This window comes from Sphingobium sp. GW456-12-10-14-TSB1, from assembly GCF_059424385.1.
On sequence record NZ_JBWKZI010000001.1, the window covers coordinates 789802 to 815704 of the forward strand.

Annotated in this window: 24 protein-coding genes and 2 pseudogenes; 24 read left to right on the top strand and 2 right to left on the bottom strand. The window is 61.8% G+C overall.

The window, feature by feature from the left end:
* Window positions 1-10 precede the first annotated feature (10 nt).
* Entirely contained in the window at window positions 11-976 is a 966-nt protein-coding gene (locus AC07X9_RS03765; RefSeq protein ID WP_086485489.1) for an AraC-like ligand-binding domain-containing protein, read from the bottom strand.
* A 238-nt stretch (window positions 977-1214) separates the two neighbouring features.
* Between AC07X9_RS03765 and istA (AC07X9_RS03770) the strand changes: the two are divergent.
* The 18 genes and pseudogenes from istA (AC07X9_RS03770) to AC07X9_RS03855 all read left to right on the top strand — a co-directional run.
* Window positions 1215-1886: pseudogene (istA, locus tag AC07X9_RS03770) on the top strand (IS21 family transposase); the annotation flags it as partial.
* Window positions 1885-2205, top strand: a pseudogene (locus AC07X9_RS03775) (ATP-binding protein); the annotation flags it as partial. The pseudogenes istA (AC07X9_RS03770) and AC07X9_RS03775, both read left to right, overlap by 2 nt.
* A gap of 257 nt (window positions 2206-2462) precedes the next feature.
* Window positions 2463-2699, top strand: a complete 237-nt coding sequence (locus AC07X9_RS03780) for an AlpA family transcriptional regulator (RefSeq protein ID WP_086485490.1) — start codon at window positions 2463-2465, stop codon at window positions 2697-2699.
* A 271-nt stretch (window positions 2700-2970) separates the two neighbouring features.
* Window positions 2971-5316 carry a TonB-dependent receptor gene (locus AC07X9_RS03785; protein WP_086485491.1) on the top strand — a complete coding sequence of 782 codons (2346 nt, stop codon included), beginning with the start codon at window positions 2971-2973 and terminating at the stop codon, window positions 5314-5316.
* 51 nt (window positions 5317-5367) lie between these two features.
* The gene (locus AC07X9_RS03790) at window positions 5368-6123 is read left to right on the top strand and encodes an SDR family NAD(P)-dependent oxidoreductase (protein WP_086485492.1); all 756 of its coding nucleotides are present in this window, start codon (window positions 5368-5370) and stop codon (window positions 6121-6123) included.
* Window positions 6111-6869 carry an SDR family NAD(P)-dependent oxidoreductase gene (locus AC07X9_RS03795; RefSeq protein ID WP_086485493.1) on the top strand — a complete coding sequence of 253 codons (759 nt, stop codon included), beginning with the start codon at window positions 6111-6113 and terminating at the stop codon, window positions 6867-6869. Before AC07X9_RS03790 ends, AC07X9_RS03795 begins: the two co-directional genes overlap by 13 nt.
* 30 nt (window positions 6870-6899) lie before the next feature.
* A complete protein-coding gene (locus tag AC07X9_RS03800) occupies window positions 6900-7337 on the top strand; it encodes an SRPBCC family protein (RefSeq protein WP_086485494.1) in 438 nt (145 codons plus the stop codon).
* Between the two features lie 17 nt (window positions 7338-7354).
* The gene (locus AC07X9_RS03805) at window positions 7355-8470 is read left to right on the top strand and encodes a phosphotransferase (RefSeq protein ID WP_176342096.1); all 1116 of its coding nucleotides are present in this window, start codon (window positions 7355-7357) and stop codon (window positions 8468-8470) included.
* A gap of 22 nt (window positions 8471-8492) precedes the next feature.
* The gene (locus AC07X9_RS03810) at window positions 8493-9362 is read left to right on the top strand and encodes an SDR family NAD(P)-dependent oxidoreductase (protein WP_086485496.1); all 870 of its coding nucleotides are present in this window, start codon (window positions 8493-8495) and stop codon (window positions 9360-9362) included.
* Window positions 9359-9766, top strand: a complete 408-nt coding sequence (locus tag AC07X9_RS03815; RefSeq protein WP_086485497.1) for a GlcG/HbpS family heme-binding protein — start codon at window positions 9359-9361, stop codon at window positions 9764-9766. The genes AC07X9_RS03810 and AC07X9_RS03815 overlap by 4 nt, the downstream gene beginning before the upstream one ends.
* 130 nt (window positions 9767-9896) lie before the next feature.
* Window positions 9897-11153 (top strand): cytochrome P450, encoded by a 1257-nt coding sequence (locus AC07X9_RS03820; protein WP_176342097.1) that lies wholly within the window; start codon window positions 9897-9899, stop codon window positions 11151-11153.
* Window positions 11154-12266, top strand: a complete 1113-nt coding sequence (locus AC07X9_RS03825) for a Gfo/Idh/MocA family protein (protein WP_086485499.1) — start codon at window positions 11154-11156, stop codon at window positions 12264-12266.
* Entirely contained in the window at window positions 12263-12898 is a 636-nt protein-coding gene (locus AC07X9_RS03830; protein WP_086485500.1) for a nuclear transport factor 2 family protein, read from the top strand. Before AC07X9_RS03825 ends, AC07X9_RS03830 begins: the two co-directional genes overlap by 4 nt.
* Window positions 12895-14127: a CaiB/BaiF CoA transferase family protein gene (locus AC07X9_RS03835; RefSeq protein ID WP_086485501.1), complete on the top strand. Its 1233-nt coding sequence runs from the start codon at window positions 12895-12897 to the stop codon at window positions 14125-14127. The genes AC07X9_RS03830 and AC07X9_RS03835 overlap by 4 nt, the downstream gene beginning before the upstream one ends.
* Window positions 14124-15044 carry a hydroxymethylglutaryl-CoA lyase gene (locus tag AC07X9_RS03840; protein ID WP_086485502.1) on the top strand — a complete coding sequence of 307 codons (921 nt, stop codon included), beginning with the start codon at window positions 14124-14126 and terminating at the stop codon, window positions 15042-15044. Before AC07X9_RS03835 ends, AC07X9_RS03840 begins: the two co-directional genes overlap by 4 nt.
* On the top strand, window positions 15041-16447 hold the full coding sequence (leuC, locus tag AC07X9_RS03845) for a 3-isopropylmalate dehydratase large subunit (RefSeq protein ID WP_086485503.1): 1407 nt from the start codon (window positions 15041-15043) through the stop codon (window positions 16445-16447). The genes AC07X9_RS03840 and leuC overlap by 4 nt, the downstream gene beginning before the upstream one ends.
* The gene (gene leuD, locus AC07X9_RS03850; RefSeq protein ID WP_086485504.1) at window positions 16447-17073 is read left to right on the top strand and encodes a 3-isopropylmalate dehydratase small subunit; all 627 of its coding nucleotides are present in this window, start codon (window positions 16447-16449) and stop codon (window positions 17071-17073) included. The genes leuC and leuD overlap by 1 nt, the downstream gene beginning before the upstream one ends.
* Before the next feature lie 82 nt (window positions 17074-17155).
* Window positions 17156-17764, top strand: a complete 609-nt coding sequence (locus tag AC07X9_RS03855; RefSeq protein ID WP_254908032.1) for a VOC family protein — start codon at window positions 17156-17158, stop codon at window positions 17762-17764.
* Window positions 17765-17838: 74 nt separating this feature from the next.
* On the opposite strand, the gene AC07X9_RS03860 is transcribed toward AC07X9_RS03855, so the two are convergent.
* A complete protein-coding gene (locus tag AC07X9_RS03860; RefSeq protein WP_176342098.1) occupies window positions 17839-18666 on the bottom strand; it encodes a LuxR C-terminal-related transcriptional regulator in 828 nt (275 codons plus the stop codon).
* Between AC07X9_RS03860 and AC07X9_RS03865 the strand changes: the two genes are divergently transcribed.
* The 6 genes from AC07X9_RS03865 to istB all read left to right on the top strand — a co-directional run bounded on the left by AC07X9_RS03865 (window position 18644) and on the right by istB (window position 25902).
* Window positions 18644-20038: an alpha/beta hydrolase family protein gene (locus AC07X9_RS03865; protein WP_254908033.1), complete on the top strand. Its 1395-nt coding sequence runs from the start codon at window positions 18644-18646 to the stop codon at window positions 20036-20038. The two genes, AC07X9_RS03860 and AC07X9_RS03865, sit on opposite strands and share 23 nt — an antisense overlap.
* 49 nt (window positions 20039-20087) lie before the next feature.
* The gene (locus tag AC07X9_RS03870) at window positions 20088-21257 is read left to right on the top strand and encodes an acetyl-CoA acetyltransferase (protein WP_086485507.1); all 1170 of its coding nucleotides are present in this window, start codon (window positions 20088-20090) and stop codon (window positions 21255-21257) included.
* Between the two features lie 34 nt (window positions 21258-21291).
* Window positions 21292-22068, top strand: coding sequence for an SDR family NAD(P)-dependent oxidoreductase (locus AC07X9_RS03875; protein ID WP_086485508.1), 777 nt, complete (start codon window positions 21292-21294; stop codon window positions 22066-22068).
* A 148-nt stretch (window positions 22069-22216) separates the two neighbouring features.
* Window positions 22217-23515 carry a cytochrome P450 gene (locus AC07X9_RS03880; RefSeq protein ID WP_086485509.1) on the top strand — a complete coding sequence of 433 codons (1299 nt, stop codon included), beginning with the start codon at window positions 22217-22219 and terminating at the stop codon, window positions 23513-23515.
* Between the two features lie 157 nt (window positions 23516-23672).
* Window positions 23673-25187: an IS21 family transposase gene (gene istA / locus AC07X9_RS03885; RefSeq protein WP_021238707.1), complete on the top strand. Its 1515-nt coding sequence runs from the start codon at window positions 23673-23675 to the stop codon at window positions 25185-25187.
* On the top strand, window positions 25174-25902 hold the full coding sequence (gene istB, locus AC07X9_RS03890) for an IS21-like element helper ATPase IstB (RefSeq protein ID WP_031304487.1): 729 nt from the start codon (window positions 25174-25176) through the stop codon (window positions 25900-25902). Before istA (AC07X9_RS03885) ends, istB begins: the two co-directional genes overlap by 14 nt.
* Window position 25903: the final 1 nt, after the last annotated feature.

Below are 25903 nucleotides of genomic sequence, written 5' to 3' on the forward strand. Positions count from 1 at the left end.
TCACGCGGTGTCAGTGCGCTATCCCGGTCGCACCGCACAGCCGGTACTCGCGTGGCGTCATGCCGAATTTGACCTTGAATGCCTTGCTGAAATGGGCTGGATCCTTGAACCCCAGATCATAGGCGATCGCGGTGATCGATCGCTGTGCGCCCTGGCTCTCGCCCAGCGACTTGAGGCTTTCCTCCAGCCTGCGGTGCCATATCCATTCGGACAGACTATGCTGGCGACCTTCGAACAGCTTACGCAAGTAACGGCTGGAAACACCCAAGGCCTGCGCCACGCTTTCGCAGGACAGGCTTTCGTCCAGCAGATTGTCTTCCACGAAGCGCAATGCCCGGTTGAGGAAAAAATGATGCCCTTCGCGAACGGGGGGCACGCTCTCCCCGGTCAGATCCTTCAGGGATGCGGTCACGAGATCGAGCAGTGTGTTGCGCAATTGCCGGCCGCTCATGGGTGAAACATCTTCCAGTTGCGCGCTCAGCTGACGGATATAGGTGGAGGCGATGGCGCCCATCCCCTTGTCGCCACCAACCGCGCGGGACGTCAGCAACGAAGGATTGAGCAGCCGGTCGTTAATTTCCTTGCGACTGAACCGCAGGACCGACTGCACGAATGGCTGGTCCAGAACGATGCGATAGGGTTCGGCTGTGTCGTAAATGGCGAACTCGCCCGGACGCAGGCGGGTCATGCGACCGCGTTGTTCAATGCCCATTTCACCTTCATGTATGATGCTGAGCAGGAAATCATCGTCCTTGGAGCGGGCGATGCGCTGCGCATCACGCACGACCGTGTGCGGGGTAGCGGCAACGGTCGCGAAAGACACGTCGAGCAGGCGGCGGCTCTGGATCTGGCCTTTGAACCTGTCGCTGCCATGCTGGCGGCAATCGAGTTCGACAAAGGTTTCGCAAACGGTGTCGCGCCAGAAGGAAAATGACGAACAATCACGCTGAGTGAAGGACCTATCCGCTAGCTGCATGACCACATCCTTTCGAAAACGATTATCTGCACTGGATTGCGTGCCACTCAAAACAACCGACTATACCCCTGCAACCAAGACTCTGTGTTCGGGCTTGCGATAACTGTCATGCCAAGTTGAGGGTGAGGATCAGCGTGCAATAGGCACCCCCTTCGTGGGGTGATCGGCGTGCAAAAAGGACCCCTTCATCCCGGGGATTTAGTCGGCCGACTGGTTTTGATCAGTTGGCGAGAACGGGATGTTGATCGTGGAGACAGTGGTTCGGATTCGGCGTGAGCATGCAGCGGGTAAGGCGATCAAGGCGATCGCTCGTGACCTTCGTTTGTCGCGGAAGGTCGTCCGCAAAGCGATCCGGTCGCCGGAGGCGGCGTTCAACTATCAGCGCAAAGTCCAGCCGCTGCCGCGGATCGGTCCTTATCAGGATCGTCTCGATGCGCTGCTTGAGGAGAACGAAGGTCGCGGCCGCCGCGATCGGCTACGGATGACGCGTATCCATGACCTGCTGGTGCGCGAGGGGTTCGATGGATCCTATGATGCGGTGCGCCGCTATGCGGCGCGCTGGCGTGCTGCGCGGCGGAAGGATGCTGGCGAAGGCGCACCGGCGTTCATCCCGATGACCTTCCAGCCGGGTGAGGCCTACCAGTTCGACTGGAGCCACGAGGATGTGGAGATCGCCGGCAAGCCGATGCGGGTGAAGGTGGCGCATATGCGTCTCTGCGACTCGCGCGCACCCTATGTCCGGGCCTATCCGCGCGAGGGCCAGGAGATGCTGTTCGATGCCCATGCCCGGGCGTTCGCGTTCTTCGGCGGTGTGCCGCGACGCGGTATCTACGATAATATGAAGACGGCGGTGACGGCCGTGTTCACCGGCAAGGAGCGTGTGTTCAACCGCCGCTTCCTGATCATGACTGGTGACACGCCTCGAAGAGGAGACCCGGATCGGCAAAGGCGGGACCCTGGCGGCGCAGCTGTCGCGGCTCGACCTGATCGTTCTCGACGAGCTCGGTTATCTGCCGTTCGCCCGCTCGGGAGGGCAGTTGCTGTTCCACCTCATCAGCAAGCTTTATGAGCGGACCAGCGTCATCATCACCACGAACCTCGCCTTCGGCGAATGGCCGACCGTGTTCGGCGATCCCAAGATGACCACGGCGCTGCTCGACCGCGTCACCCACCACTGCGATATCGTCGAGACGGGCAACGACAGCTGGCGCTTCAAAAACCGCAGCTGACAGCCACCTTCGGCGCCTTCAAAAATCTATCTTGCGCTGCGCGCGCCTCCGGTCGGGCTACGCCCGCCCTCCGCCGCACGCAGCGCAAGGCCATCTTCAACAAACCAGCATCATATTATCTGAAAAGGGGGTCCCTCTTCGACGCCGATCGGGGGTCCCTTTTGAACGCCGTTTGACAACCGTGACATAGCGATGTCGTTGCCAAGATGATCCGAAGCCTCGGAGGGGACCGAGATTTGGCAAGACAGGAATGACGAATGACCGCTGCTCCCTCGAACGAAGCCGCCTCTCCGCACTCTGACGAGGCGTCGCCTCTGCCCACCCGCCTTCTGCGCTTGCCAGATGTCATGGCTCGAGTGGGAATGAAGCGTTCCGCGATCTATCAGCGGATGAGCGAAGGCAGGTTTCCGAAATCGCGATCGCTTGGCCCAAAATGCGCTGTGTGGGTTGAAGCAGAAATCGATGCTTGGATACGCGGAATCGCGTCAACCTAAACCGGCTTGGGCCACCTTCTTGCCGCAACCGCCGTCCCATCTACCCACCTCTTCGGAGGGAGTCTATTCGGAACGTGCCATGCAGTCTCGGTACGGCCGATTGCGGTCACCGCAAACGGCAAACATTGCTGCAGCCTCAACAAGGATCGAGTGATCGGCGACAGGGCATGGCGTCTCCATCATAGTCACCCCCTCAGGTGACAGCGACATCCTCCGGCGATCGGTAGAGACGCGTTTAGCAATCAGAATAAATATAGGAGGAGAGGGGATAATGAAACCACGTCTTTATGCGTCTGCGGCACTTGCCGCTCTCACGGGTGCGATATTGGCAGCCGAACCGGCAAGCGCGCAGTCTACTGGATCTGCTGCGGCTGCCGATGGCGCCGCTCCTCAAGATTCTGGCCTTGGTGACATCATCGTCACTGCGCAGAAGCGCGAACAGCGCTTGAACGATGTGGGTGTCAGCGTCTCGGTAGCCTCTGCGACACAGCTTCAAAGCGCCGGCATTGTCGATGCGGAAGGCCTTGGATCGATCGTCCCGGGCTTCACCGCGTCTACCAGCGTGTTCGGACCGCCTGTATTCTCGCTGCGCGGCGTCAACTTCAACTCCTTCCAAGCTTCCGCGCCGCCGACGGTGAGCTCCTACATCGACGAGGCCGCAATTCCCTATCCGATTATGGGTCAGGCCCTTTTTCTCGACGTCGAGCGGGTCGAAGTGCTCAAGGGCCCGCAGGGCACCTTGTTCGGCCAGAACGCGACCGGCGGCTCGATCAACGTGATTGCTGCCAAGCCAACCAGGGACCTTTCCGCGGGCTTCCGCGTCGATGTCAATCATTGGGGCGAAACCAATGCGGAAGGCTTCGTGAGCGGGCCGCTGTCTAGCACGCTGCGGGCGCGGGTTGCCGTCCAGACCACACAGTTCGGGGGCTGGCAGCGCGGCTATTATCTCAATAACCAGAAGAACGGCGACCAGAACAAGATTGCCGGCAGGCTCCTGCTCGACTGGACTCCCACTGACCGCCTGAGGATCTCGGTAAATCTGAATGCCTCGAGGGATCGCAGCGAGCAGCAGCAGGCGCAGGCTTTCCTCATCCAGCCCGTCAATCCGGCAGCGGCGTCCGCGGCCCCGTTTCTGCAATATCGCAATCATTTGCCGACCAGCGCCCGGGACGCTGATTTCGACACCGGCTATGATACGCGTGCGGACAGCCATACCTATCAGGGTGTGCTGCGGGCCGACTATGACGTCGCCGATCACCTCACGCTGACATCGATCACAAACTATCTCAAGACCCGCTTCCGGTCGCCCCATGATCAGGACGGCACGGCCGTCCCGATGCAGCCGGCCACTGCAAAGGCTGACATCGAATCCATCAATCAGGAAGTGCGGCTGGCAGGTAACTTCGCCGACGCTGGTATCAACTTCGTCCTGGGCGCAAGCTACGGCGATGATGATATTACCGAGGGTGTGGCCAACGCCTATACGGGTTACACCGGTTTTCCCCCCAATTCGCCTGCCGAATGGATCTATAAGCTGACCCAGCGCGGCGCGGCAGTATTCGGCAGCGTTGACTATGAGGTGGTGCACGGCCTCACCCTTACCGCCGGCGCGCGCTATACCGAAACCAAACAGACGATCAACGGCTGCACCTTTGACAGGGGCGGCACGCCGGGAATCAGAGGTGTCTCCCAATCGATCGTCGGCGCCGTCAATCCGTCGCTTGCGGCTGCCTATGTCTCGGGCGGATGCATCACGATCGACGACGGTGGTGGGAGCGCAGCGCCCACTTTCCTGCCGATCTTTGCCGATGGTGAGCAGAAGGAGCATAATGTCGCCTGGCGCGGCGCCGTCAACTACAAGGTGACGCCGGATGTGCTGTTGTATGCGTCGGTCAGCCGCGGCTTCAAGGCGGGTACTTTTCCCGTCATCGTCAACCTGTTCAACTCCGTCATCAAGCCGGTGAAGCAGGAGAAGCTGACGTCCTACGAAGCTGGTGCGAAACTGACGCTGTTCGACAACCACGTTCAGCTGAATGCCTCGGCATTTCATTATGACTATGTCAACAAGCAGTTCTTCTCGTTCCTGCCGGTCCTTCAAGGCGCGCTGGTCACCGCGACGCTGGTCAATATCCCCAAATCCACCGTTGATGGTGCGGACATCGATATCACCGCGCAATTTGGCGGGCTGCGCCTGAGCGGCGGCGCGACCTATATCAAGACCAAGGTTAGCAATTATGTCGGCTTCGACTTCGCGGGCGCGCCGCTTAATTTCTCCGGTAAGGAGTTCAACTACGCGCCGCCCTGGTCTGCCAATCTGGACGCCGAATATAAGTTCGACGCCGGCGGTGATATCCAGCCGTTCGTCGGCGGCACTGTTACCTATCGTGCCAAGACCTACGCCGACCTAGGTGAAAATCCTGACTTCGCCATACCGTCCTACACCTTGCTCGACGCCAGGTTGGGACTGGAATCCATCCGCGGATGGCGAGTGAGTATCTATGGGCGCAATCTGACCAACAAATATTACTGGAATTCGGTGGCATCGGCCGGCGATGGCGCCGTTCGCTTCACCGGCGAGCCGCGCACCTTCGGCGCGAATTTTAGCTATCGTTTCTGATTGCGAATAGGAGGTCGATCAGGGATCGGCCTCCACCGGCAAGGATGTAATATGAGAGCCGACACATTCTCGGGGGAGGTCGCGATCGTGACCGGGGCGGCGGGTGGTATCGGTGCCGCCACCGCGAGAATGCTGGCCGCGCAGGGTGCCAAGGTGATCCTGACCGACGTCAAGCAGGCCCCGGGCGCGCAGATTGCGGAAGAAATCGGCGAGGCGGCGCGGTTCGTGGCTCATGATGTCAGCAATGGGTGCGACTGGAAGACGGTACTCTCCGTTGCGGAAGACAGTTTCGGCCCGGTTTCCATCCTCGTGAACAATGCGGGGATCGCGTCGACGCCCACGCCGCTTTACGAGGTCAGCGAAGCGGACTATCGGCGCGTCATCGAGATCAACCAGCTGTCCTGCTTTCTGGGCATGAAGACGGTTGCCCCGTCTATGATCCGCAGGGGCGGCGGGGCGATGGTCAATGTGTCGTCCGTGGCAGGACTGAAGGCAGAGCGGGGCGCTATTGCCTATGTCGCGAGCAAATTCGCCGTGACAGGCATGACGAAGGTGGCGGCGCTCGATCTCGCCAAGGACAATATCCGGGTCAACTCTGTCCATCCGGGCCTTGTGGATACACCCATGGTTCGACCCGAGGGCGGCGCGGACGCATTCGAGCCGATCCTGCAGTTTGCATCAGGATTGCCGATCCCCCGGCCAGGCAGTCCCGACGAGATCGCGAACCTCATCGTTTTTCTGGCGTCGAAATCGGCGAGTTTCCTGACGGGCGGCAGCTATGCCGCGGATGGCGGATGGACATTGTGACGGGTCAGCTGCGACTGCGCGGCAAATTGGCGCTGGTGACCGGCGCGGCCCAAGGGATCGGCGAGGCGACGGTCCGGCGTCTGGCTTCTGAAGGCGCGCGCGTCGTTTGTGTTGATCTGGATGACAAGGTGGTGGCAATGGCCCAGGCGGTCGGCGGTGAAACCTTGGCGATTGTGGGCGATGTAACCGACGTAACGGTGCTACGCGCGGCAGTGCAGGAGACCGAGCGACGCTGGGGCCGAATCGACATATTGGTCAACAATGCCGGGATCGACGGCGCGCCCGCCTTGCTGGCTGACGGGGAAGATCGCGATTTCGACCGGGTGATCGACGTCAATTTGCGCGCCTGCTGGCTGGCAATGAAGCTGGTGCTTCCAGGCATGGTTGCAGGCGGCGGCGGCGCCATCGTCAATGTCGCTTCGGTTGCCGCCTTGATCGGTTTCGAAACCCTGTCCATCTATTCCGCGTCCAAGGCCGCGCTCGTCGGAATGACGCGTACGGCGGCGCTGGAATATGGCCGCCACAATATTCGTGTGAATGCCCTATGTCCTGGTGGGGTTCTGACGCCGCTGGCTTTGTCTTTCATGGACGAAGGGACGACGCAGGCTTGGGCCGACAAACATGCGCTCAAGCGTTTCGCCGAGCCTGAAGAAATCGCCGCCGCGGTCGCATTTCTGGCCAGCAATGACGCCTCCTTCATTACGGGCGCCGCAATTCCGGTCGATGGCGGCATGACCGCGCATTGACCGCCGAACAACGAACAAGGAACGCTCTCAATGCCAACAGTTCGCGCGCGCCGGATCATCAATGCCCCCGTTGCCCCGATCTGGGCGGCGATCCGCGATTTCGGAACGCATTCACGCTGGATCGAGCATCATCCGACCATAACGCTGGAGGGGGGCGACGGGCTGACGATCGGGGTGAAGCGCCGGGTCACCTATGGCGACGGCTCCTTTTTCGACGAAGTGCTGACCAGCACGGACGACCGGACATGGACGCAGGAATATGACGTCGTCGGCGATCTGCCGCTACCGGTCTACAATGTTTACGGGGCGATGCAGCTGACGCCCATTGGCAAAGACGGCCCGACGTTGGTCGAGCGCAGGCTGACCTATGACACGCCCCTTTCCGAGGATGAGGCCCGCGCCTTCGAGGCGACCCGCTTCGAACTGCTTTCGGACAGTCTCGATATCCTCGCCGCGCTGTTCGAATAAACGCGAAGGACCTCCCGGTGCAAATTCCTCCCTCGCCCTTCGAGCTCACGCCGGACCTGTTGACCGCCATTATCAGCCCGATCGTTCCCGGAGCCGGCGTCAGCAGCGTCACTATCGTCAAGTCGCATGAATATGGCGACGGCGACGTATCAACCTCTGCGCGCGCGACCGCGAGGCTCGACTATGCCGATGGCTCGCCGGCCGGTCTCCCGCGCGATGTTATTCTCAAACTGTCCTTCGATCCGGGCAAGGCAGGCACCGATGCCTGGTATTGCCAACTGGACGGGCTGTTCGCCAACGAAGTCAATTTCTATAACCGGATTAGGCCTGGCCTGGACATCGAAGCGCCTCGGTCCCTGGGCGGACATTTCGATGCGGTCACGAAGCGCTACCTGCTCATCATGGAAGACGTCACCAAGCGCGGCGCGACCTTTCCCAGCAATCTCGACGAAGTAGGCGTCGATAATGTGAAACATATCCTTGATGCGATCGCCAAGGTTCACGCAACATACTGGAAGAGTGAGCGCTTTGCCGGAGACCTGTCCTGGGTCGAGACTCACCTCGCAGGCGGCGTAGAAAACCATATGCGCAGCGTGATTCCGGAGGAGGGTATCCGCAGTCAGCTCGAACTGCACAAATTCAAACGCGAACTGTTGGAGCGCCTCGGCACTACCGAACGTGAACTGTTCGCCGGAATGGTCGCCAACAAGCAGCATCAGTCGACGCTGCCGCAGACGCTGCTGCACGGCGATCTGCATATCGGCAACACCTATCGAATGCCCGACTTCAGCGTCGGGCTGCATGACTGGCAGCTGTGCGTGAAGGGCTTTGCGCTGCACGACGTGACCTATATCATCAACACCGCCCTCTCGATCGCGGAGCGGCGCACGCACGAGCGGGACCTGCTCGGCTATTATCGCGACAAGCTCGTCGAGTTTGGCGTGAAGGCGCCGCCGTCGCTCGACACATTATGGACTGAGCACCGGCGCGCTGCGCTGTGGACGCTCTATATCGGATGGCTGACTTGCCCGCCCGAAAGCTATGGCTGGGAGACGATGGCCGTCGCATTGCTGCGCGTCTCCACCGCGGTGGAGGATCACGGGACGCTCGCCCTAGTCAGAGAGACGCTGTGACTGCAATTCGCGGCATTCTTCGGTGACGGCCCCGACCGCACTGGTGATCGGCGCGAACGGCGGAATGGGGCAGTCCGTCACGCGGGCGCTGCTCGACGCGTCATATCGCGTCGGCGCTACCGTCTCGCGTGCCGAGGCGGTGTCCGCTTTTGCCGAGACCTTTTCCGGCTGCGCGTTCGTCGAGCCTGCTGACCTCGCCAACGCCGATGCGCTGCGGGATCAGGTCGCAAAGCTAGCCGAGAGACTGGGATCGCTGGATGCGGTCGTGATCTGCGCCGCCGTGGCGCCATTTTCCCCGGCCGAAACGACCGGTCTCGCTGATTTCCGCCGCACGATGGAAATCAACTGCCTGTCCAATCTGGCGATCTATCAGGCCTGCCTGCCGGCGCTGCGAAAAACGCGAGGCCGCATTGTGCTGACCAGCTCATGGTCCGGAATGGTCGCGACACCGATCATGGCGAGCTACGTCGCTTCCAAATTCGCGCTCGAAGGCCTGACCGATGTCATGCGGCAGGAGGCAAGTGCGTGGGACGTCGATGTCATCCTGTTGCAGCCTGGTGCGCTCGACACGCAGATGATGCGCCGCAGCCAGGCATCACTTGGCAGGATCATTGCCGAGCTGCCCGACCAGGAAGCGGCGCTCTACGGCATGCTATACCGCCAGATGAAATACCGCGCCGACGAAGGCCTGGCCAACGCGAACTATACCTCGCCCGATATGGTGGCCGACGTCGTTCTCCGAGCCTTGCAGGTGGAGAAGCCCGGCACGCGCTATCCGGTCGGCGCCGACGCAGCGTTCATGTGCGGCCTCGCTAAGGCCAAATCGGACCGAGACGTCGATGCCTTCATTCTCGACATGTATCGTTCCGCGCCTGTGGAGAGCGGAGCATGATCTTCCGGCCCCATCTCACCAGCTCAGAAATCGACGCGATCATGGCCACCGCCAGGGGCTTCGCGGAGGCGCAGGCTCTCGCCGTGACCATCTGCATCGTCGATGATGGCGGTCATGTGCTGCGCCTCGACCGGCTGGATGGCGCGCCGCTCATATCCCTGCGTGTGGCAGAAGGAAAGGCGCGTACAGCGCTCGAGCTCAGGATGCCAACAGGGCTGCTGGAACCGTCCATCGCCGCCATGCCATCCATGATCGCGATCGCGGATTTTTACCCCTTCCGCGGCGGCGTTCCGCTCTTTCATCAGGGCCAGTGTGTGGGCGCGATCGGCGTATCCGGCGCAGCGCCGGAGCAGGATGAAGAGACCGCTCAGCGCGGCGCGGATTCTCTAGGTGTGCCCGACTGACGAGCCTGTCCCGGTTCTCGGTGACAGGCTGCACGCGGCGCGTCTGCTAAAGCCATCTGATCAACGAAAGAATGGCGGCTGGGACTGTCGCGAACGTACGGCTGATCCGATGGCCATTGGGAGCAGGTATATGGAAATCGTGAAGGATGACCTCGGAACCTACGCATCGCCCGAAGTGCAGCGTTGTCCATTTCCCTTTCTGAATCGGCTGCTGGAAGAAGCGCCTGTCTATCGTGACCCGGGCACCAACATGGTCATCGTAAGCCGCTATGACGACATCAGTTTCGTCAACAGTCACCCCGAGATCTTCTCGAGCAAGACGCCGATCATGATCAACCGCCAGACCTCGGTTTCCGAGGAGGTGGCGAAGCGCTATCGGGAGCGGGGCTGGCCCGAGGAACATGTGCTGGCTTTTGCCGATCCGCCGGAACACGGCCTGCATCGTGCGCTGGTCGATAAGGTGTTTACGCCCAGCTATGTGAAGAAGCTCGAGCCCTACACGCTGAACCTCGTCGACGAGTTGATCGACGGCTTCATCGAGGCGGGGGAGACCGACCTCAGCGCCGGGTTCGCCGTCCATCTGCCCATGTACATCATCTCCGATCAACTCGGAGTGGCCCGGGAAGACTACGAGCAGTTCAAGGTGTGGTCGACCGCCTGGGTCGATCGCAACGATCCCAATTGCCCGCCCGAGCGCGAACTTCTGCTGACGGACCGGATGATCGACATGCAGAATTATCTCGCGGCGCGCGCGCGCGAGTATGAGGTTGAGCCCAACGACAATATGCTCAGCCGGCTCGTTCATGCGGATGTCGATGGGCAGAGACTGACGATGGGTCAGCTGCTGATGATCGCTCAGCTCATCCTGGTTGCCGGCAACGAAACTACGACCACCGGCATCACCAGCGCCATGTATATGATCTTGAGCGATCTTGCGCTCAAGGATCGGCTTATCGCCAATCCCGACATGATCCCGGCGGTCATCGAGGAAATGCTGCGGGCGCACGCGCCGGTGCCGCATCAATATCGCTTCACGACGCAGGATACCGAATTGTGCGGCGTTGCCATCCCCAAGGGCACCGTGGTGCAGTTGAGCTATCTGGCTGGCAATTACGACAAGGCCAAATGGGAATGCCCCGAGAAGATCGATATCGATCGCAAGGGCGTGCGCAATCATCTTGCCTTCGGCCGAGGCATCCATTTTTGCGTAGGCAATCAACTGGCGCGGATGGAAATGCGGGTCGCGATCGGTCGCCTGCTCGAACGCCTGAAGGATATCCATCTTTCCGACAAACATCCTGCGCCCCAATTTATGGAGCATTTCCAGATCCATGCGCTGGAAAGCCTGAATGTGGAATTCACGCCTGGACCCCGGCTGGCTCGATAGATGGTTAATACCACGAAGCCGATCGGCGTTGGGATCATTGGCCTCAGCGCCAAGGGGGGCTGGGCCGCGACCGCGCATGTCGAGGCGCTGAGAGCGATGCCTGATCGCTTCGCGATCAAGGCCTTGTCCGCTTCGACGCCGGATAGCGCGAAGGCGGCCGGCGGTGCCTATGGTATCGACTTCACGACCGACGATCCCGCCAGCCTGGTCGCCCACCCGGAGGTCGACCTCGTGGTCGTGACCGTCAAGGTGCCCCATCATGGGGAACTGGTCGCCCATGCGATAGAAGGGGGCAAGCCGGTTTACTGCGAATGGCCGCTCGGCTGTGATCTTGAGGAGAGCAGCGCCATCGCCGCTAGCGCGGAGGCGCGTGGGGTGAGGAGCTTCGTCGGTCTGCAAGGCCGCAGCGCGCCCGCCGTCCGCTACCTGCGCGACCTCATCGCGCAGGGCTATGTCGGCGATGTGATATCCTCCACGGTCATTGGGTCCGGCGGGTTTCCCTGGGGCGGCGTGGCCATGGCCAATATGGCCTATGTGCTCGACGACACGACGGGCGCCACGATGCTGAGCATTCCGTTCGGGCACATGCTGGATGCGTTCACCTGGGCGCTGGGCGGCTTCTCCCGTCTTCATGCCAGTTTGGCCACGCGCCACGTCTCGGTCGGATTCATCGACAGCGAAGATGTCGTTTCGGCCACGGCACCGGACCAGATCGTTGTCGGCGGCATATTGGAGGGCGGCGGTGTCGTGTCGTTCCATTATCGCGGAGGTGACGCGCCTGAACAGAATTTCCGTTGGGAGATCTGCGGCACCAAGGGCATGCTGATCGTCGAAGGCGATAGCGGCCACCTGCAATATGGCCATGTGCGCCTGCGTGGCCGCCAGGGCGCCGATCCGCTGGCGTCATTGCCCGTACCCGCCGAATATCGGCGCATGCCGACCGACCCGTCGGGCTATGCGGACGCCGTGGCGCATGCCTATCGCGCGGTCCATGACGACCTCACCACAGGGCTTTCGACCGTCCCGAGTTTTACCGATGCCGTTGAAACCCACCGCTTGCTGGATCGCATCGAGCGTGCAGCGGACTGGACACGAAGAGGAGTGACGGAATGACGCTCGAAGAGATGCAGGAAAAGCTGACCTATCTGATGGATCGGCAGGAAATCCTCGATGTGGTCAATCGCTATTGCCGGGGCGTTGACCGTCTCGACGAGGAGATGGTCAAATCGGCCTATCATGCCGACGCCATAGACGATCATAGCATGTTCGTCGGCACTGCCGATGAGTTCTGGCCCTGGGTGCGTAAGATGCATTCGGAAAACCATAGTTCCACACAGCATATGATCGGCAATCATCTCGCCTGGATCGATGGCAATGTCGCGCATTGCGAAACTTATCTGTCCTATTCGGGCATGAACAAGACCGGGGCGCCTTTCAGCGCGATCGGTGGGCGTTACATCGACCGGATGGAGAAGCGCGACGGCAAATGGGGCATCGTCGCGCGTGAATATATCGTCGACTGGGTGGCTCCGTCGATCAACACGATCGAGGGGTCGAAGACGCCCGAGGGCGGCGCGAATTACGACTGCCTGCAACCCTTCGAGTTCAAGGTCGCCGAAACCGCGCCGCAGCCGAGCCGCGACACGCAGGATCCATCCTATAGGCGGCCTCTTGAAGTCGATCCCAAGCGCGTCACCGATTATAAAAGGCTGAGCGGCGCCGCCAGGGACACGGTCGGCGCATGACAGACGGGAAGGGCGGCGAAGGAGGGGTGCTTTCGGGTGTCCGCGTGCTCGAAATCGGCCACTTCGTTGCCGCGCCGTTCTGCACGCGCTTACTGGGCGACCTCGGCGCCGATGTCATCAAGATCGAACCGCCGCAGGGCGATCCCGTGCGACAATGGGGTGCGCAGCTGTACGGACGGTCTCTCTGGTGGTCCGTCCATGGTCGCAATAAACGCAGTATCGCGCTCGATCTGAAAGCCGAGGCCGGGCGAGAGATTTTGCTCGACCTGGTCGAGCATTGCGACGTGGTCGTGGAGAACTTCCGGCCCGGGCAGCTTGGCAAGATGGGGCTCGCGCCGGAGATATTACGCGGGCGGCGGCCAGGACTCATCATCGCCCATGTTTCGGGTTATGGTCAAAGCGGACCGGGCCGCAACCAGGCGGCCTTCGGCGTGATCGGCGAGGCGATCGGCGGCATTCGCTACCTCACCAATCATCCGCCGGAAACCCATGGTCTGCCGCCCGTCCGGGTGGGTGTCAGCATCGGCGATTCGCTGGCCGGGCTTTACGCGGCATTCGGCATCGTCTCGGCGCTGTGGCGCCGCGAGAAATTCGGGGCCGAAGCGCGGTTCGAAACGATCGACGTGGCGCTGACCGAAAGCGTCCTCAGCATGATGGAGGGCCTGCTCCCCGAGTTCGGCGCCTTGGGCAAGATAAAGCAGCCGACCGGCGGCGCGATTGCCACGGCCGCGCCGTCCAACGCCTATCCGACCGCGGACGAACAGTGGATATTGATCGCCGCCAATTCGGAGCCGCTGTTCGCCAAGCTGCTGTCGCTCATGGGCCGCGTAGACTTGGTGACTGATCCGCGTTTTGCCGGCAATGCCCAGCGGGTTCAGCACGCCGCGGAGCTGGATGGCTTGATTGCCGGCTGGAGCCGCCAATATACCGCCGAGAACCTGTCGCGGATGCTGGCCGCCGCGGATATCCCCTCCTCGAAAGTCTATACCGCCGAGGACATTGCCCAGGATCCGCAATATCGGGCCCGCGGCATGGTGCGCGAGGTCGAAGACCCCTTGCTGGGGACAGTGCTTCATCCTGGCATCGTGCCGCATTTCCCCGATGCTCCCGGACAGGTCCGCACCACCGGCCCGGACATCGGTGCCGACAGCGAGACGCTCGTGCGAGACCTGCTTGGCTATGATGAAAGCCGGATCGCCGCGTTGAAACAATCTGGAGTGCTGAGATGAACGCTGCATTCGTCTCGATCGTCGAGGTGGGGCCAAGGGATGGCTTTCAGCCGATCGACCAGTTTATCCCGACCGAACAGAAGCTGGCGTTGATCGACAAGCTTTATGATGCCGGCATACGGCGAATGGAGGCGACGGCGTTCGTCAGCCCGCGCGCGGTGCCGCAGATGGCCGATGCGCCGCAACTGCTTGCCTTTTGCGCGAATAAGCCGGGGCTTGACGTGCAGGTTCTCGTCCCCAGCCAGCGTCAGGCCGAACGGGCGCTGGCCGCCGATGCGCGGCATCTCGCGTTCGTGCTATCGGTATCGCCCAAGCATAATCAAAGCAATGTCCGGCGGACGCCGCGCGAATCCGTCGAGGATTTCCGCGCGATCCTGTCCATGCTGCCGGCGGACGCCAGGGTTCGCATCAATCTGGCGACATCGTTCGACTGTCCGTTCGATGGACCTGTCGAGCCCGAGGAGGCCCTGGCGCTGATCGAGGCGCTGGTCGATATTTCGCCTCAGTCCGAGTTCTGCCTGTGCGACACTACGGGACGGGTCACGCCTGATCGGGTCGGCGACCTCTTCCGCCGTGCGCAGGCGCGCTTTCCGCAGGTGAGGCAATGGGCTTTCCATGGCCATGACACCTACGGTCTCGGCGTCGCGAACGCCCTCGCCGCTTATCAGGCCGGGGTCGGGGTCGTGGACTCGTCCTTCGGCGGCCTTGGCGGCTGTCCCTTCGCGCCTGGCGCCACGGGCAATGTTGCAACCGAGGATCTGGTGTGGACATTCGCCAGAATGGGCGTTGCGACCGGCGTCGATCTGACGCGGCTTTTGGAGGCTGCGGAGGAGGCTGCGGCCTTGCCTGGCGCCTGTGTCGGCGGGCGTGTTCGCGATGCGCTGGGTACCCGAGCCGGGCAGGCCGAAACGGTATGAGCCAGAAACCGCGCACGCTTTTCGAGAAGATCTGGGACGCCCACGCGATCCTCGAGCTGGACGATGGATCCTGGCTGCTCCAGATCGATCGTCACCTCGTCAATGAGGTCACCAGCCCGCAGGCGTTCGAAGGCCTCAGGACAAGCGGCAGGAAGGTCCCGCATCCCGAACTGACGATCGCCGTCGCGGATCACAATGTTCCGACCGAACATCGCGACCGGCCCATCGCAGATCCCGAAAGCCGGATCCAGGTCGAGACGCTGGAGCGCAACGTGGAGGAATTTGCCGTCCCCTATATCGCCTTGCGCAGCCAAGCCCAGGGCATCGTCCATGTGATCGGTCCGGAACTGGGGCTGACGCTGCCCGGCATGACGATCGTTTGCGGGGACAGTCACACGTCGACCCACGGTGCCTTTGGCGCCCTGGCTTTCGGCATCGGCACCTCCGAGGTCGAACATGTGCTGGCAACGCAGACGCTGCGGCAGAAGCCGGCGAAGACGCTTCGCGTACAGGTCGAGAACAGTCTACCGTTTGGCGTTACGGCGAAGGATCTGATCCTCTACATCATAGGGAAACTCGGGACCGCCGGCGGCACGGGCTATGTCATCGAATATGCCGGTCAGGCGGTCACTGAACTGGATATGGCCGGGCGCATGACGATCTGCAACATGTCGATCGAAGCAGGGGCCCGTGCTGGCCTGATCGCGCCCGACGAAAAGACCTTCGCCTGGCTGGCCGATCGACCCGGGGCGCCCTCCGGACCTGCGCGCGAACAGGCCATGGCTGAGTGGCGCACGCTTCGCTCCGACACCGACGCAGTTTTTGACAAGGAAATCGTCGTCGACGCCTCCGAAGTCGCGCCGATGGTCACTTGGGGGACCAGTCCGGAAGCCGTCATCCGGATCGACGGTGCCGTTCCGCTCCTGGACGCAGTGGCGCCGGATAAGAGGGAACAGGCACGGATGATGCTTGACTATATGGCGCTGCGGCCAGGCCAGTCGATGTCAGGTGTGCCGATCGATGTCGTGTTCATCGGCAGTTGCACGAACGGGCGGATCGAGGATCTGCGCAGTGCCGCTCGGATCGTATCCGGCCATCACGTCGCGGACGGTGTGCGGGCGCTCGTCGTGCCGGGGTCGGGCAGCGTTAAGCGGCAGGCTGAGGACGAAGGGCTGGCGGATATTTTTCGCACCGCCGGCTTCGAATGGCGCGAGGCGGGCTGCTCCATGTGTCTGGGCATGAACCCGGATCGTCTTTCGCCCGGTGAACGCTGCGCATCGACGTCCAATCGAAATTTCGAAGGGCGGCAGGGGCCTAGGGGGCGCACCCATCTCATGTCGCCGGCGATGGCGGCGGCGGCGGCGATCGTCGGCGCGATCGTCGACGTGAGGACGTTCTCCTGATGCGCAAGTTCACAAACCTTGAGGCTTTCGCCGTTTCGCTCCCGCTGGACAATATCGATACCGACAAGATCCTGCCCGGCGAGTATCTCAAGACGGTCAGCCGGGCAGGTCTGGGACGCTTTCTGTTCGCCCGCCTGCGCTACGACGACGATGGGACCGAAAATGAGGACTTCATCCTCAATCGCGATCCCTGGCGAAGCGCCGGCATATTGGTCGCCGGCTGCAATTTCGGTTGCGGGTCAAGCCGTGAACATGCGCCCTGGGCACTGATCGATTTCGGCGTCAGCGTGATCATCGCGCGAAGTTTCGCCGACATTTTTTACAATAATTGTTTCAAAAATGGAATTCTACCCATCGTCGTCGCGCCGGTCGATCATGACCGGCTGCAGAACTGCGCCGCAAACCCCGCTACTGCGCTGTGGAAGATCGATCTGATCGGGCAACATATAGATACGGGTATTGCGCCGAGGGTGAACTTCAGCCTGGACGCCGGCCGCAAGGCCGCGCTCCTGGAGGGTCGTGACGAGATTGGCGAGACGTTGCGCCACCACGACCAGATCGAAGCCTGGAGGCGGAAGTACCGCAACGACAACCGGCGGCCCCCGATCACCATTGGCGTAGGCTGAGACTGGTCCCGCGACTTGGGGACAGCAAGGGTTGGGCTTTTGCGGTAGCCGGGGTGCTCGGATAGTAGAAGAGGATATTCCCATGGTTATGTCTGCCGAGGCGGCGGTCGCCGGAACGATGGCCGGGCTTACCCCGCTCATGCTCAACCATGCAGCCTGGGTAACCCATGATGTCGAGGCAACAGCCGATTTCTACATGAATATCATGGGCATGGAACTGGCGAGCACGGTCATCGATGACACGGTTCCTTCCACTGGGGACGCCTTTCCCTATTTCCATATTTTCTTTCGGATGAAGGACGGATCGACCATCGCCTTCTTCGAAGCACCGGGGCTACCTGGCCGTCCGGCGGTATCCCATCCCGCGTACGAGATTTTCGACCATGTCGCGTTGCAGGCGGAATCCCGCGAGGAGGTCGACCAGTGGTACGAATGGCTGACAAGCAAGGGCGTCGAGGTCGTAGGTCCGACCGCCCATGGCGGTCTTATCTATTCGATCTATTTCCGTGACCCAAATGGTCTTCGGCTCGAGATAACCTATCCCACGGATCCTGACTGGAACCGACACACGGCCAAGGCTTTGGCCGATCTGACGATGTGGAAAGAAGGGAAGAAACGCGCTATCGAGTCCGGACGCGATGTCGGCGAGGCGATGGCGGAACTGATTGCCGACCGGCGGGCCAGACGATAACCGGCTTTCGCCGATCGACCCTTGGGAACAGCGAGGAAAAGCTCAATCTAATCAACAAAGATCGTCTTCGCGCGTCAGGACGCGGAGGCGATCTTTGGTTTCCAAGCCAATTGTGCGGGTTCGCGTGTCGAGCGATCCTGCCAGTGACTCCACAGGTCCAGATACCACAGCAGCAACTCGCGCTGCGTCGCGATGTCCAGGCGGTGATAGGTCCGCTTGCGATAGGTCATTACCGTTTCTTCGCTGATATGGAGTTCCAGCGAGATCCCGACCGTGGACATCCCATAGATGATCCTGCTGCACACCTCGGCCTCCCGGCGCGGCAGCCCCGTCACGCAAGCCGATATGCAAGCCTCGATCTCCTGAAGTGAGGTCAGCGCCACGGAAATGTTGGGACCGTCCCAGGTGATGCTGATATGCTTGGCCAGCAGCGCGAATATCGTCCCGGCGATTGACTGGACGGCGTTTATATCGGCGCCGGAAAATTGTCCTGCCCGCGAAGAGCGCAGGACGCTTAATCCGACGATATCATCGCCCCATCGCGAGCAAATGAGCAGCCGGTCGCTGATGTTCTGCTGACCATAGACGATTTCGCGCAGGACATCGTCCGTCAGATGCTCGACGTCGGTTCGGACGAATGCCTCCCCTTCGGACGACAGCCGCAGCTTTGCCTCGGTCAACGTAGGATCGCGGCGCCACAAGCCTTCCTTGAGATAGACGCCGACCTGTCGGTGCGCCGTGTCGGAGCCGTCCATGCTGGCCGCGGTCACTTCGATCAGATTGTCGGCGGTAAGGTGAAAAACCGTGGCATGCTCGGCGCCGCAGGTGTCGTTCAGCAACGTCAGCAACTGTACGCCAAACTGCTTCTGTCCGATCGACATGATCAAGGCGGGAAAATTCACCGCTAGCTTCTCGAGCGCCGGCTTCGACAGGGCTGTCCAAAAATTCATAAGCTCTCCGCGGAGCCGTGCCGCTTTTTTTGACAATCCGTCCCGCGCAGCAGGGACAGGATCGCGCATGGCTTCCTGCTACACTCTATCAACCGAGACGCGAAATCACAAGGCCGAAGGCTATCGGGAAGAGGGAAGGCACGGTTTTTGCATGACGAGCACGTACGACATATCCTTCGATTGGGTTCATATTCACTATGACGAACTGAAGAGCTTTACCGAGACCTATGGTTTTGCGGGCAATCAGGGCGCGGTAAATCTCGAGGGCGTATTGATCCGCCCCACGGGCGTTGCGAGCGACACCCTTCAGATCTACATGCATCCCGCATCCACGCTCCAGCTTCTTCCCGTTCCCAGGGAAGCGGCGAAGCGGGGCGCGCATGTGCTTTGCGCCGGCAGTCGCTACGCGCGTAACGACACGGCCTGCATTTTGGAAAATGTCCTGCTCGACCTTGGCGCGTACATCCGCCACGCGAAATCGGCGTGGGGATATAAGCGCATCGTCCTGGTGGGATGGAGCGGCGGTGGATCGCTTTCGCTCTTCTACCAGGCCCAGGCGGAAAGGCCTTCAATCACTCATACGCCGGCCGGTGATCCGGTCGATCTCACCAAGGCTGGCCTGATCCCCGCAGACGGGGTGATCTTTCAAGCGGCGCACAGCTCGCGTGCCAAGCTCCTGCTCGACATCATCGACCCCTCGGTCCTCGACGAGCTTGATCCCGACAACAGGGATAAGGGCCTCGATATCTATGCCGGTACAGTGCAGCCGCCTTATTCGGCCGACTTCATCGCGCGGTATCGCGCCGCCCAGCTCGTCCGCGTCCGTCGGATCACCGCTTGGGTCAAGGAGACGCTCGAGCGGCTGAAATCCGCAGGCGGCGCGGAGCGCGAGCGCGGCTTCGTCACGCATCGCACGCTGGCCGATCCGCGCTTCCTCGATGCGACGCTCGACCCCAATGACCGCCCCATAGGCCGCTGCTACCTGGGCGTTCCCGAGACCGTGAACAGCGGTCCCGTGGGATTGGCGCGCTTTTCGACATTGCGCGCCTGGCTCTCCCAATGGTCGATCGACGACACCAATGGCGAAGGGGTCGCTAACGCCGCCCGCATTTCGGCGCCGCTTCTCTTCATCGAGAACAGCGCGGATGACGCGGTGCCGCAGTACCACTGCAGGTCGGTGTTCGATGCAGCCACGACGGCGGACAAGCAGCATGTGATCATGCAAGGCGCCACGCACTATTATGTGGGGCAGCCTGACCATCTCGATCGGGCGACAGCACTGACCGAAACCTGGCTCTCCGAGCGGGGGTTACTCGGCCGATGAATTGCCTGACCAGCGGCAGGCGCCCTTACACGAGCTTCGGAGCTAAAAAGTGAACACGTCCATCATCGGTTGGGGGCACACGCCCTTTGGAAAGCAGCCCGACGAGACCGTCGAAACATTGGTGGTAGCGGCCGCCAACGAGGCGATGGCCCATGCCGGACTCGGCCCTGAGCACATCGACTCCATCGTCCTGGGACATTTCAACGCAGGCTTTTCGCGGCAGGATCTCACCTCGGCGCTGGTATTGCAGGCAAATCCGGGACTCCGGTTCAAACCGGCGCTGCGGACCGAGAATGCCTGCGCTTCCGGCTCCGCAGCCGTGTTTCAGGGCCTGAATGCTATCGAGGCAGGCCGCGCAAAAACCGTGCTGGTAGTCGGTGTCGAAAAAATGACCGATTCCACCCCGCCGCAGATTGCGGAAAATCTGCTCCGTGCATCCTATCTTGCCGAGGAGGGCGATACACAGGGCGGGTTTGCTGGCATCTTCGGCAAGATCGCCCAGGCCTATTTCCAGAAATATGGCGACCAATCGGATGCCTTGGCGCAGATCGCCGCAAAGAACCACAAGAACGGTGTCAACAATCCCTGGGCGCAGATGAGGAAGGATTTGGGCTATGCCTTCTGCCGGGCGGAAAGCGAGCGCAATCCCTTCGTCGCGGGGCCCTTGAAGAGAACAGACTGCTCCTTGGTCTCGGACGGCGCCGCGGCGATCATTCTCGCCGCGCCCGAGATTGCCTCGGAAGCACCGCGTGCAGTCCAGTTTCGCGGGAGATCGCATGTGCAGGACTTCCTGCCCATGTCACGGCGCGACATCACGCAGTTCGAGGGTTGCACGCACGCCTGGCAAGGTGCCTTCGCGGAGGCTGGTATCGGTCTGGATGACCTCTCCCTGGTGGAGACCCACGACTGTTTCACGGTCGCGGAACTCATCGAATATGAAGCCATGGGCCTTGTCCCCCATGGGCAAGGCGCGCGGGCAATTCTGGAGGGGTGGACGCAAATCGGCGGTCGCCTCCCGGTCAATGCATCCGGAGGCCTGAAGGCCAAGGGCCATCCGATCGGGGCGACGGGCGTTTCGATGCACGCGCTATGCGCCATGCAATTATGCGGCGAAGCGCCGGAGGGGATGCAGGTTCCGGGCGCGCAGTTGGCGGGCATATTCAATATGGGCGGGGCCGCGGTGGCCAACTACGCAAGCGTGCTCGAACGCGTGCGCTGACAACGATCCCAAAAAAATCAGAAAAGGAGAGACTATGGCGGCGCGTTTCGACGGCAAAACCGTACTTATCACCGGCGCCGGAAGCGGCATCGGACAGGAAAGCGCACTCGCTTTCGCGCAGGCAGGCGCCACTGTCATAGGAATTGATCTATCCCCGGATGGCTTGGGCAAGACGGCCGCACTTCTGCAGGCAATCGGCGCTCGGTTCGAGGGGCTGACGGCGGACGTTGCGGATGAGGCCTCGGTTTCGGCCGCGATGGAAAAGGCGAAATCCGTGACGGACCGGATAGATTGCGCCTTCAACAATGCGGGCATTACCCAGTCCTCGACGTTGACGGCTGACCTTAGCTTCGAGGAGTGGGACCGGGTGCTCCGGATCAATGTGACCGGCGTCTGGCTGTGCATGCGCGCCGAGATCAAACTCATGCAGGCGCAGGGTGGCGGGTCCATCGTCAACACGGCCTCGTTCCTTAGCCATCACAGCATGGCCTTGCAGACCGCCTATGTGGCAAGCAAGGCCGCACTTGTGGGTCTGACCAAAAACGCCGCTATCGAATATGCGACGGATGGCATCCGTATCAATGCGGTGGCGCCCGGCGGCATCCCCACCGGCATGATGGCGCAGAGTTTGTCGGGCCTGGAGCAGCAGCAGCAGGATGCCGCGCGGCAGGCGATCGCGGACATGCATCCCATGAAAAGGCTCGGCAAACCACGCGAGATCGCTCAGGCCGTGATGTTCCTAAGCTCCGACGAGGCGGAGTTCGTCACCGGCGTGTGCCTGCCTGTCGATGGCGGCTGGGCGGCGCTGTAGGCGCAAAGCCGCTCCCTTGGCCGCTAGTCCCCGGCATCGGTGACATACGGCTGCCCCGATTCGCTTTATTCCCACTGATAGAATTTAGAGCGGTGGATGCCTTGTGCGGGCACCCGGACGCCTTCCACCGCGAGAGGAGAGTAGACACATGGATACCGCGCAAGAGAGCGCTCCATCTCAATGCCCGGTCTCGCGCGTCAGGGTCGATACGCTCGATGCCATGCAGCAGGTTTTGCGTTCCAAGGCCGTCGAGGAAAATGCCGACGTGTCCGCGGACAATTATGTTTGTCCCAACGCGCTCGCAGCGACAAATGTCCGCGAGTTCCAGCAGGGCAATCTCGCGATGAGCAACGGCGATGTTCATCGCCAGCGCCGCCGGTTGCTCAATTCGCTGGTGCGACCCGAGCAGCTGGTCCGTTTTCGCGAAGACATCATCCTCCCTTCCGTCGATCGCTGGATGTCGCGGATGGTCAGGCAAGATGCGGCGGGCGCCTATGGTTGTGACCTCGCCGGCGTCGTAGAACTGATCTTTCTGGAATTCGCAGCGAAGATCATCGGGATCGAGGGCGTCGAGTCCGAAGAAGGCATGGCGCGCCTGCGTGGCTGCGCCTTGCCGATCTTCGGGGGCCTGAGCGCGGCGCATTTCGAGGATCGGCAGGGCGTCACGGACGCGGGCATCGCTGCCAAGAAAGTCTTTGTCGAGGAATTCTATCGTCCGTCGCTGGAGCATACCCGCGAGCAGCTGAAAAAACTCGAGGCGGGTGAACTGACCGAAGAGGAGGTGCCGCTCAATCTCCTGCAGATGATCGCAACCCGGGCCCATGAAAGCTATGCAGACGAGGATGTGGGCATCAAGGAGGCCATACTCTTCTTCGTCGCAACCACCGGAACGAGCGTTCAAGCCGTCTTGTCGACGGTCGAATATCTTCTCGACTGGTTCGAGAAATATCCTGAGGACCGTGCCTGTGTGGAGGACATGGAGTTCATCAGCAATGCGCTTCAGGAAGCGCTGCGGCTCCGTGCGCCCTTCGTGCCCTTTCTGACGCGGCTGGCGGTCGAGGATCTCGACACGGGCGAGGTGCAGCTGAAAGCCGGTGACGAAGTACAGGCCTGGGTCGCGCGGGCAGGGCGTGACAGCGCCGTTTTCGGGTCCGACGCCAACGAATTCAATCCAAGGCGGGAAGTTCCGGAGGGCACAAGCCGCTATGGTCTGGCCTTTGCGACTGGCCCGCATCAGTGCCTGGGCCTGCGCGCCGTGCTCGGCAATGACGGCAAGAGTGGCAGTCATCTTCGGCTCGTCCAGGGCCTGTTCCGCGCCGGGATCAGGCGTGATCCGCACGTGCCCGTACAGACCTTGCCTCTCAAGCATTCCGACGATCCGCGGGATCAGATCCCGACCTATATTTCCTTCCCCGTCATCCTCGATAACTGGAGCACGCGCGCATGACCAAGGTTGAAGTTCTCAAGGCAAGCGATCTTCCGCCGGGAGTGAGGATCAGCGTGCAATAGGCACCCCCTTCGTGGGGTGATCGGCGTGCAAAAAGGACCCCTTCATCCCGGGGATTTAGTCGGCCGACTGGTTTTGATCAGTTGGCGAGAACGGGATGTTGATCGTGGAGACAGTGGTTCGGATTCGGCGTGAGCATGCAGCGGGTAAGGCGATCAAGGCGATCGCTCGTGACCTTCGTTTGTCGCGGAAGGTCGTCCGCAAAGCGATCCGGTCGCCGGAGGCGGCGTTCAACTATCAGCGCAAAGTCCAGCCGCTGCCGCGGATCGGTCCTTATCAGGATCGTCTCGATGCGCTGCTTGAGGAGAACGAAGGTCGCGGCCGCCGCGATCGGCTACGGATGACGCGTATCCATGACCTGCTGGTGCGCGAGGGGTTCGATGGATCCTATGATGCGGTGCGCCGCTATGCGGCGCGCTGGCGTGCTGCGCGGCGGAAGGATGCTGGCGAAGGCGCACCGGCGTTCATCCCGATGACCTTCCAGCCGGGTGAGGCCTACCAGTTCGACTGGAGCCACGAGGATGTGGAGATCGCCGGCAAGCCGATGCGGGTGAAGGTGGCGCATATGCGTCTCTGCGACTCGCGCGCACCCTATGTCCGGGCCTATCCGCGCGAGGGCCAGGAGATGCTGTTCGATGCCCATGCCCGGGCGTTCGCGTTCTTCGGCGGTGTGCCGCGACGCGGTATCTACGATAATATGAAGACGGCGGTGACGGCCGTGTTCACCGGCAAGGAGCGTGTGTTCAACCGCCGCTTCCTGATCATGACCGATCATTACATGGTCGAGCCGACCGCCTGCTCGCCGGCGGCGGGATGGGAGAAGGGCCAGGTCGAGCAGCAGGTCCAGACAATCCGAGGCCGCTTCTTCCAGCCGCGGCTCCGGTTCGCCAGCCTGGCCGAGCTCAACGGGTGGCTGGAGGCCGAGTGCCGGCGCTGGGCCGAGCATCATGCCCATCCCGAACGCGGGGATATTACCGTCGCCGAGGCGCTGGATATGGAGCGACCGGCCCTGCAGCCGATCCTGGCACCGTTCGACGGCTTCCATGAGAGCGAGCATGCCGTCACCGGCACCTGCCTCATCAGCTTCGATCGCAACCGCTACTCGGTCATGTCGACGGCCGCACGCCGGACCGTTCAGGTGCGCTCCTATGCCGATCGCATCGTCATACGCTGCGGCGATGCGATCGTCGGGGAGCATGAGCGCCACTTCGGTCGGAACCGCACGATATACGATCCCTGGCATTATCTGCCGGTCCTCGCGCACAAGCCCGGCGCGCTGCGTAACGGCGCACCGTTCCAGGACTGGGATCTGCCGCCCGCCCTGCACCGATTACGGCGAAGGCTCGGCACCGGGGACGAGGCCGATCGCAGGTTCGTGCGGGTCCTCTCGGCGGTGCTCACCGATGGCCTGGAGCCGGTAGAGGCTGCCGTGCGCGAAGCGTTGGCGAACGGAACGGCCAGCGACGAGCTGATCCTCAACATCCTCTCCCGGCGCCGCGAGCCGGCGACACCCCACAGCATCGTCACTTCGGAAGACCGGATGCTGCAGCATCCTCCGCTCGCCGACTGTGCCCGCTATGATCTGCTGCGAGGCTATGATGCAGCGGCATGATATGATCGACACGATGCGCGGCCTCGGACTCAAGGGCATGGCGGCGGCGTTCGACGAGGCGGTCACCACCGGCCTCCAGCGCAAGCGCACCACCATGGAGATACTGACCGACCTGCTCCGTGCTGAGGCGACCCACCGGGATGCAGCCTCCATCCGCTATCGGATGACGGCTGCGAGGCTGCCCGTGGTGAAGGACCTGGAGCGGTTCAGCTTCGAGGGCACACCGATCAATGAGGAGATGATCCGCTCCCTTCACGATGGCTCCTTCCTCCCGCCTCGCCGCAATATCGTGCTGGTCGGCGGCACGGGGACAGGCAAGACCCACCTCGCCATCGCGATCACCGCCAATGTCGTGCGAAGGGGCGCTCGCGCCCGCTACTTCAACACCGTCGATCTGGTGACACGCCTCGAAGAGGAGACCCGGATCGGCAAAGGCGGGACCCTGGCGGCGCAGCTGTCGCGGCTCGACCTGATCGTTCTCGACGAGCTCGGTTATCTGCCGTTCGCCCGCTCGGGAGGGCAGTTGCTGTTCCACCTCATCAGCAAGCTTTATGAGCGGACCAGCGTCATCATCACCACGAACCTCGCCTTCGGCGAATGGCCGACCGTGTTCGGCGATCCCAAGATGACCACGGCGCTGCTCGACCGCGTCACCCACCACTGCGATATCGTCGAGACGGGCAACGACAGCTGGCGCTTCAAAAACCGCAGCTGAC

Bases quoted from the DNA above. Each gene is read 5' to 3' on its own strand.
- AC07X9_RS03800 (WP_086485494.1), top strand. From the start codon at position 6,900: ATGCCAACAGTTCGCGCGCGCCGGATCATCAATGCCCCCGTTGCCCCG.
- AC07X9_RS03835 (WP_086485501.1), top strand. From the start codon at position 12,895: ATGACAGACGGGAAGGGCGGCGAAGGAGGGGTGCTTTCGGGTGTCCGC.
- AC07X9_RS03825 (WP_086485499.1), top strand. From the start codon at position 11,154: ATGGTTAATACCACGAAGCCGATCGGCGTTGGGATCATTGGCCTCAGC.
- leuC (WP_086485503.1), top strand. From the start codon at position 15,041: ATGAGCCAGAAACCGCGCACGCTTTTCGAGAAGATCTGGGACGCCCAC.
- AC07X9_RS03880 (WP_086485509.1), top strand. From the start codon at position 22,217: ATGGATACCGCGCAAGAGAGCGCTCCATCTCAATGCCCGGTCTCGCGC.
- AC07X9_RS03785 (WP_086485491.1), top strand. From the start codon at position 2,971: ATGAAACCACGTCTTTATGCGTCTGCGGCACTTGCCGCTCTCACGGGT.
- AC07X9_RS03790 (WP_086485492.1), top strand. From the start codon at position 5,368: ATGAGAGCCGACACATTCTCGGGGGAGGTCGCGATCGTGACCGGGGCG.
- AC07X9_RS03840 (WP_086485502.1), top strand. From the start codon at position 14,124: ATGAACGCTGCATTCGTCTCGATCGTCGAGGTGGGGCCAAGGGATGGC.
- AC07X9_RS03795 (WP_086485493.1), top strand. From the start codon at position 6,111: ATGGACATTGTGACGGGTCAGCTGCGACTGCGCGGCAAATTGGCGCTG.
- AC07X9_RS03820 (WP_176342097.1), top strand. From the start codon at position 9,897: ATGGAAATCGTGAAGGATGACCTCGGAACCTACGCATCGCCCGAAGTG.
- AC07X9_RS03855 (WP_254908032.1), top strand. From the start codon at position 17,156: ATGGTTATGTCTGCCGAGGCGGCGGTCGCCGGAACGATGGCCGGGCTT.
- AC07X9_RS03865 (WP_254908033.1), top strand. From the start codon at position 18,644: ATGATCAAGGCGGGAAAATTCACCGCTAGCTTCTCGAGCGCCGGCTTC.
- leuD (WP_086485504.1), top strand. From the start codon at position 16,447: ATGCGCAAGTTCACAAACCTTGAGGCTTTCGCCGTTTCGCTCCCGCTG.
- AC07X9_RS03765 (WP_086485489.1), bottom strand. From the start codon at position 976: ATGCAGCTAGCGGATAGGTCCTTCACTCAGCGTGATTGTTCGTCATTT.
- istB (WP_031304487.1), top strand. From the start codon at position 25,174: ATGCAGCGGCATGATATGATCGACACGATGCGCGGCCTCGGACTCAAG.
- istA (WP_021238707.1), top strand. From the start codon at position 23,673: ATGTTGATCGTGGAGACAGTGGTTCGGATTCGGCGTGAGCATGCAGCG.
- AC07X9_RS03780 (WP_086485490.1), top strand. From the start codon at position 2,463: ATGACCGCTGCTCCCTCGAACGAAGCCGCCTCTCCGCACTCTGACGAG.
- AC07X9_RS03815 (WP_086485497.1), top strand. From the start codon at position 9,359: ATGATCTTCCGGCCCCATCTCACCAGCTCAGAAATCGACGCGATCATG.
- AC07X9_RS03875 (WP_086485508.1), top strand. From the start codon at position 21,292: ATGGCGGCGCGTTTCGACGGCAAAACCGTACTTATCACCGGCGCCGGA.
- AC07X9_RS03830 (WP_086485500.1), top strand. From the start codon at position 12,263: ATGACGCTCGAAGAGATGCAGGAAAAGCTGACCTATCTGATGGATCGG.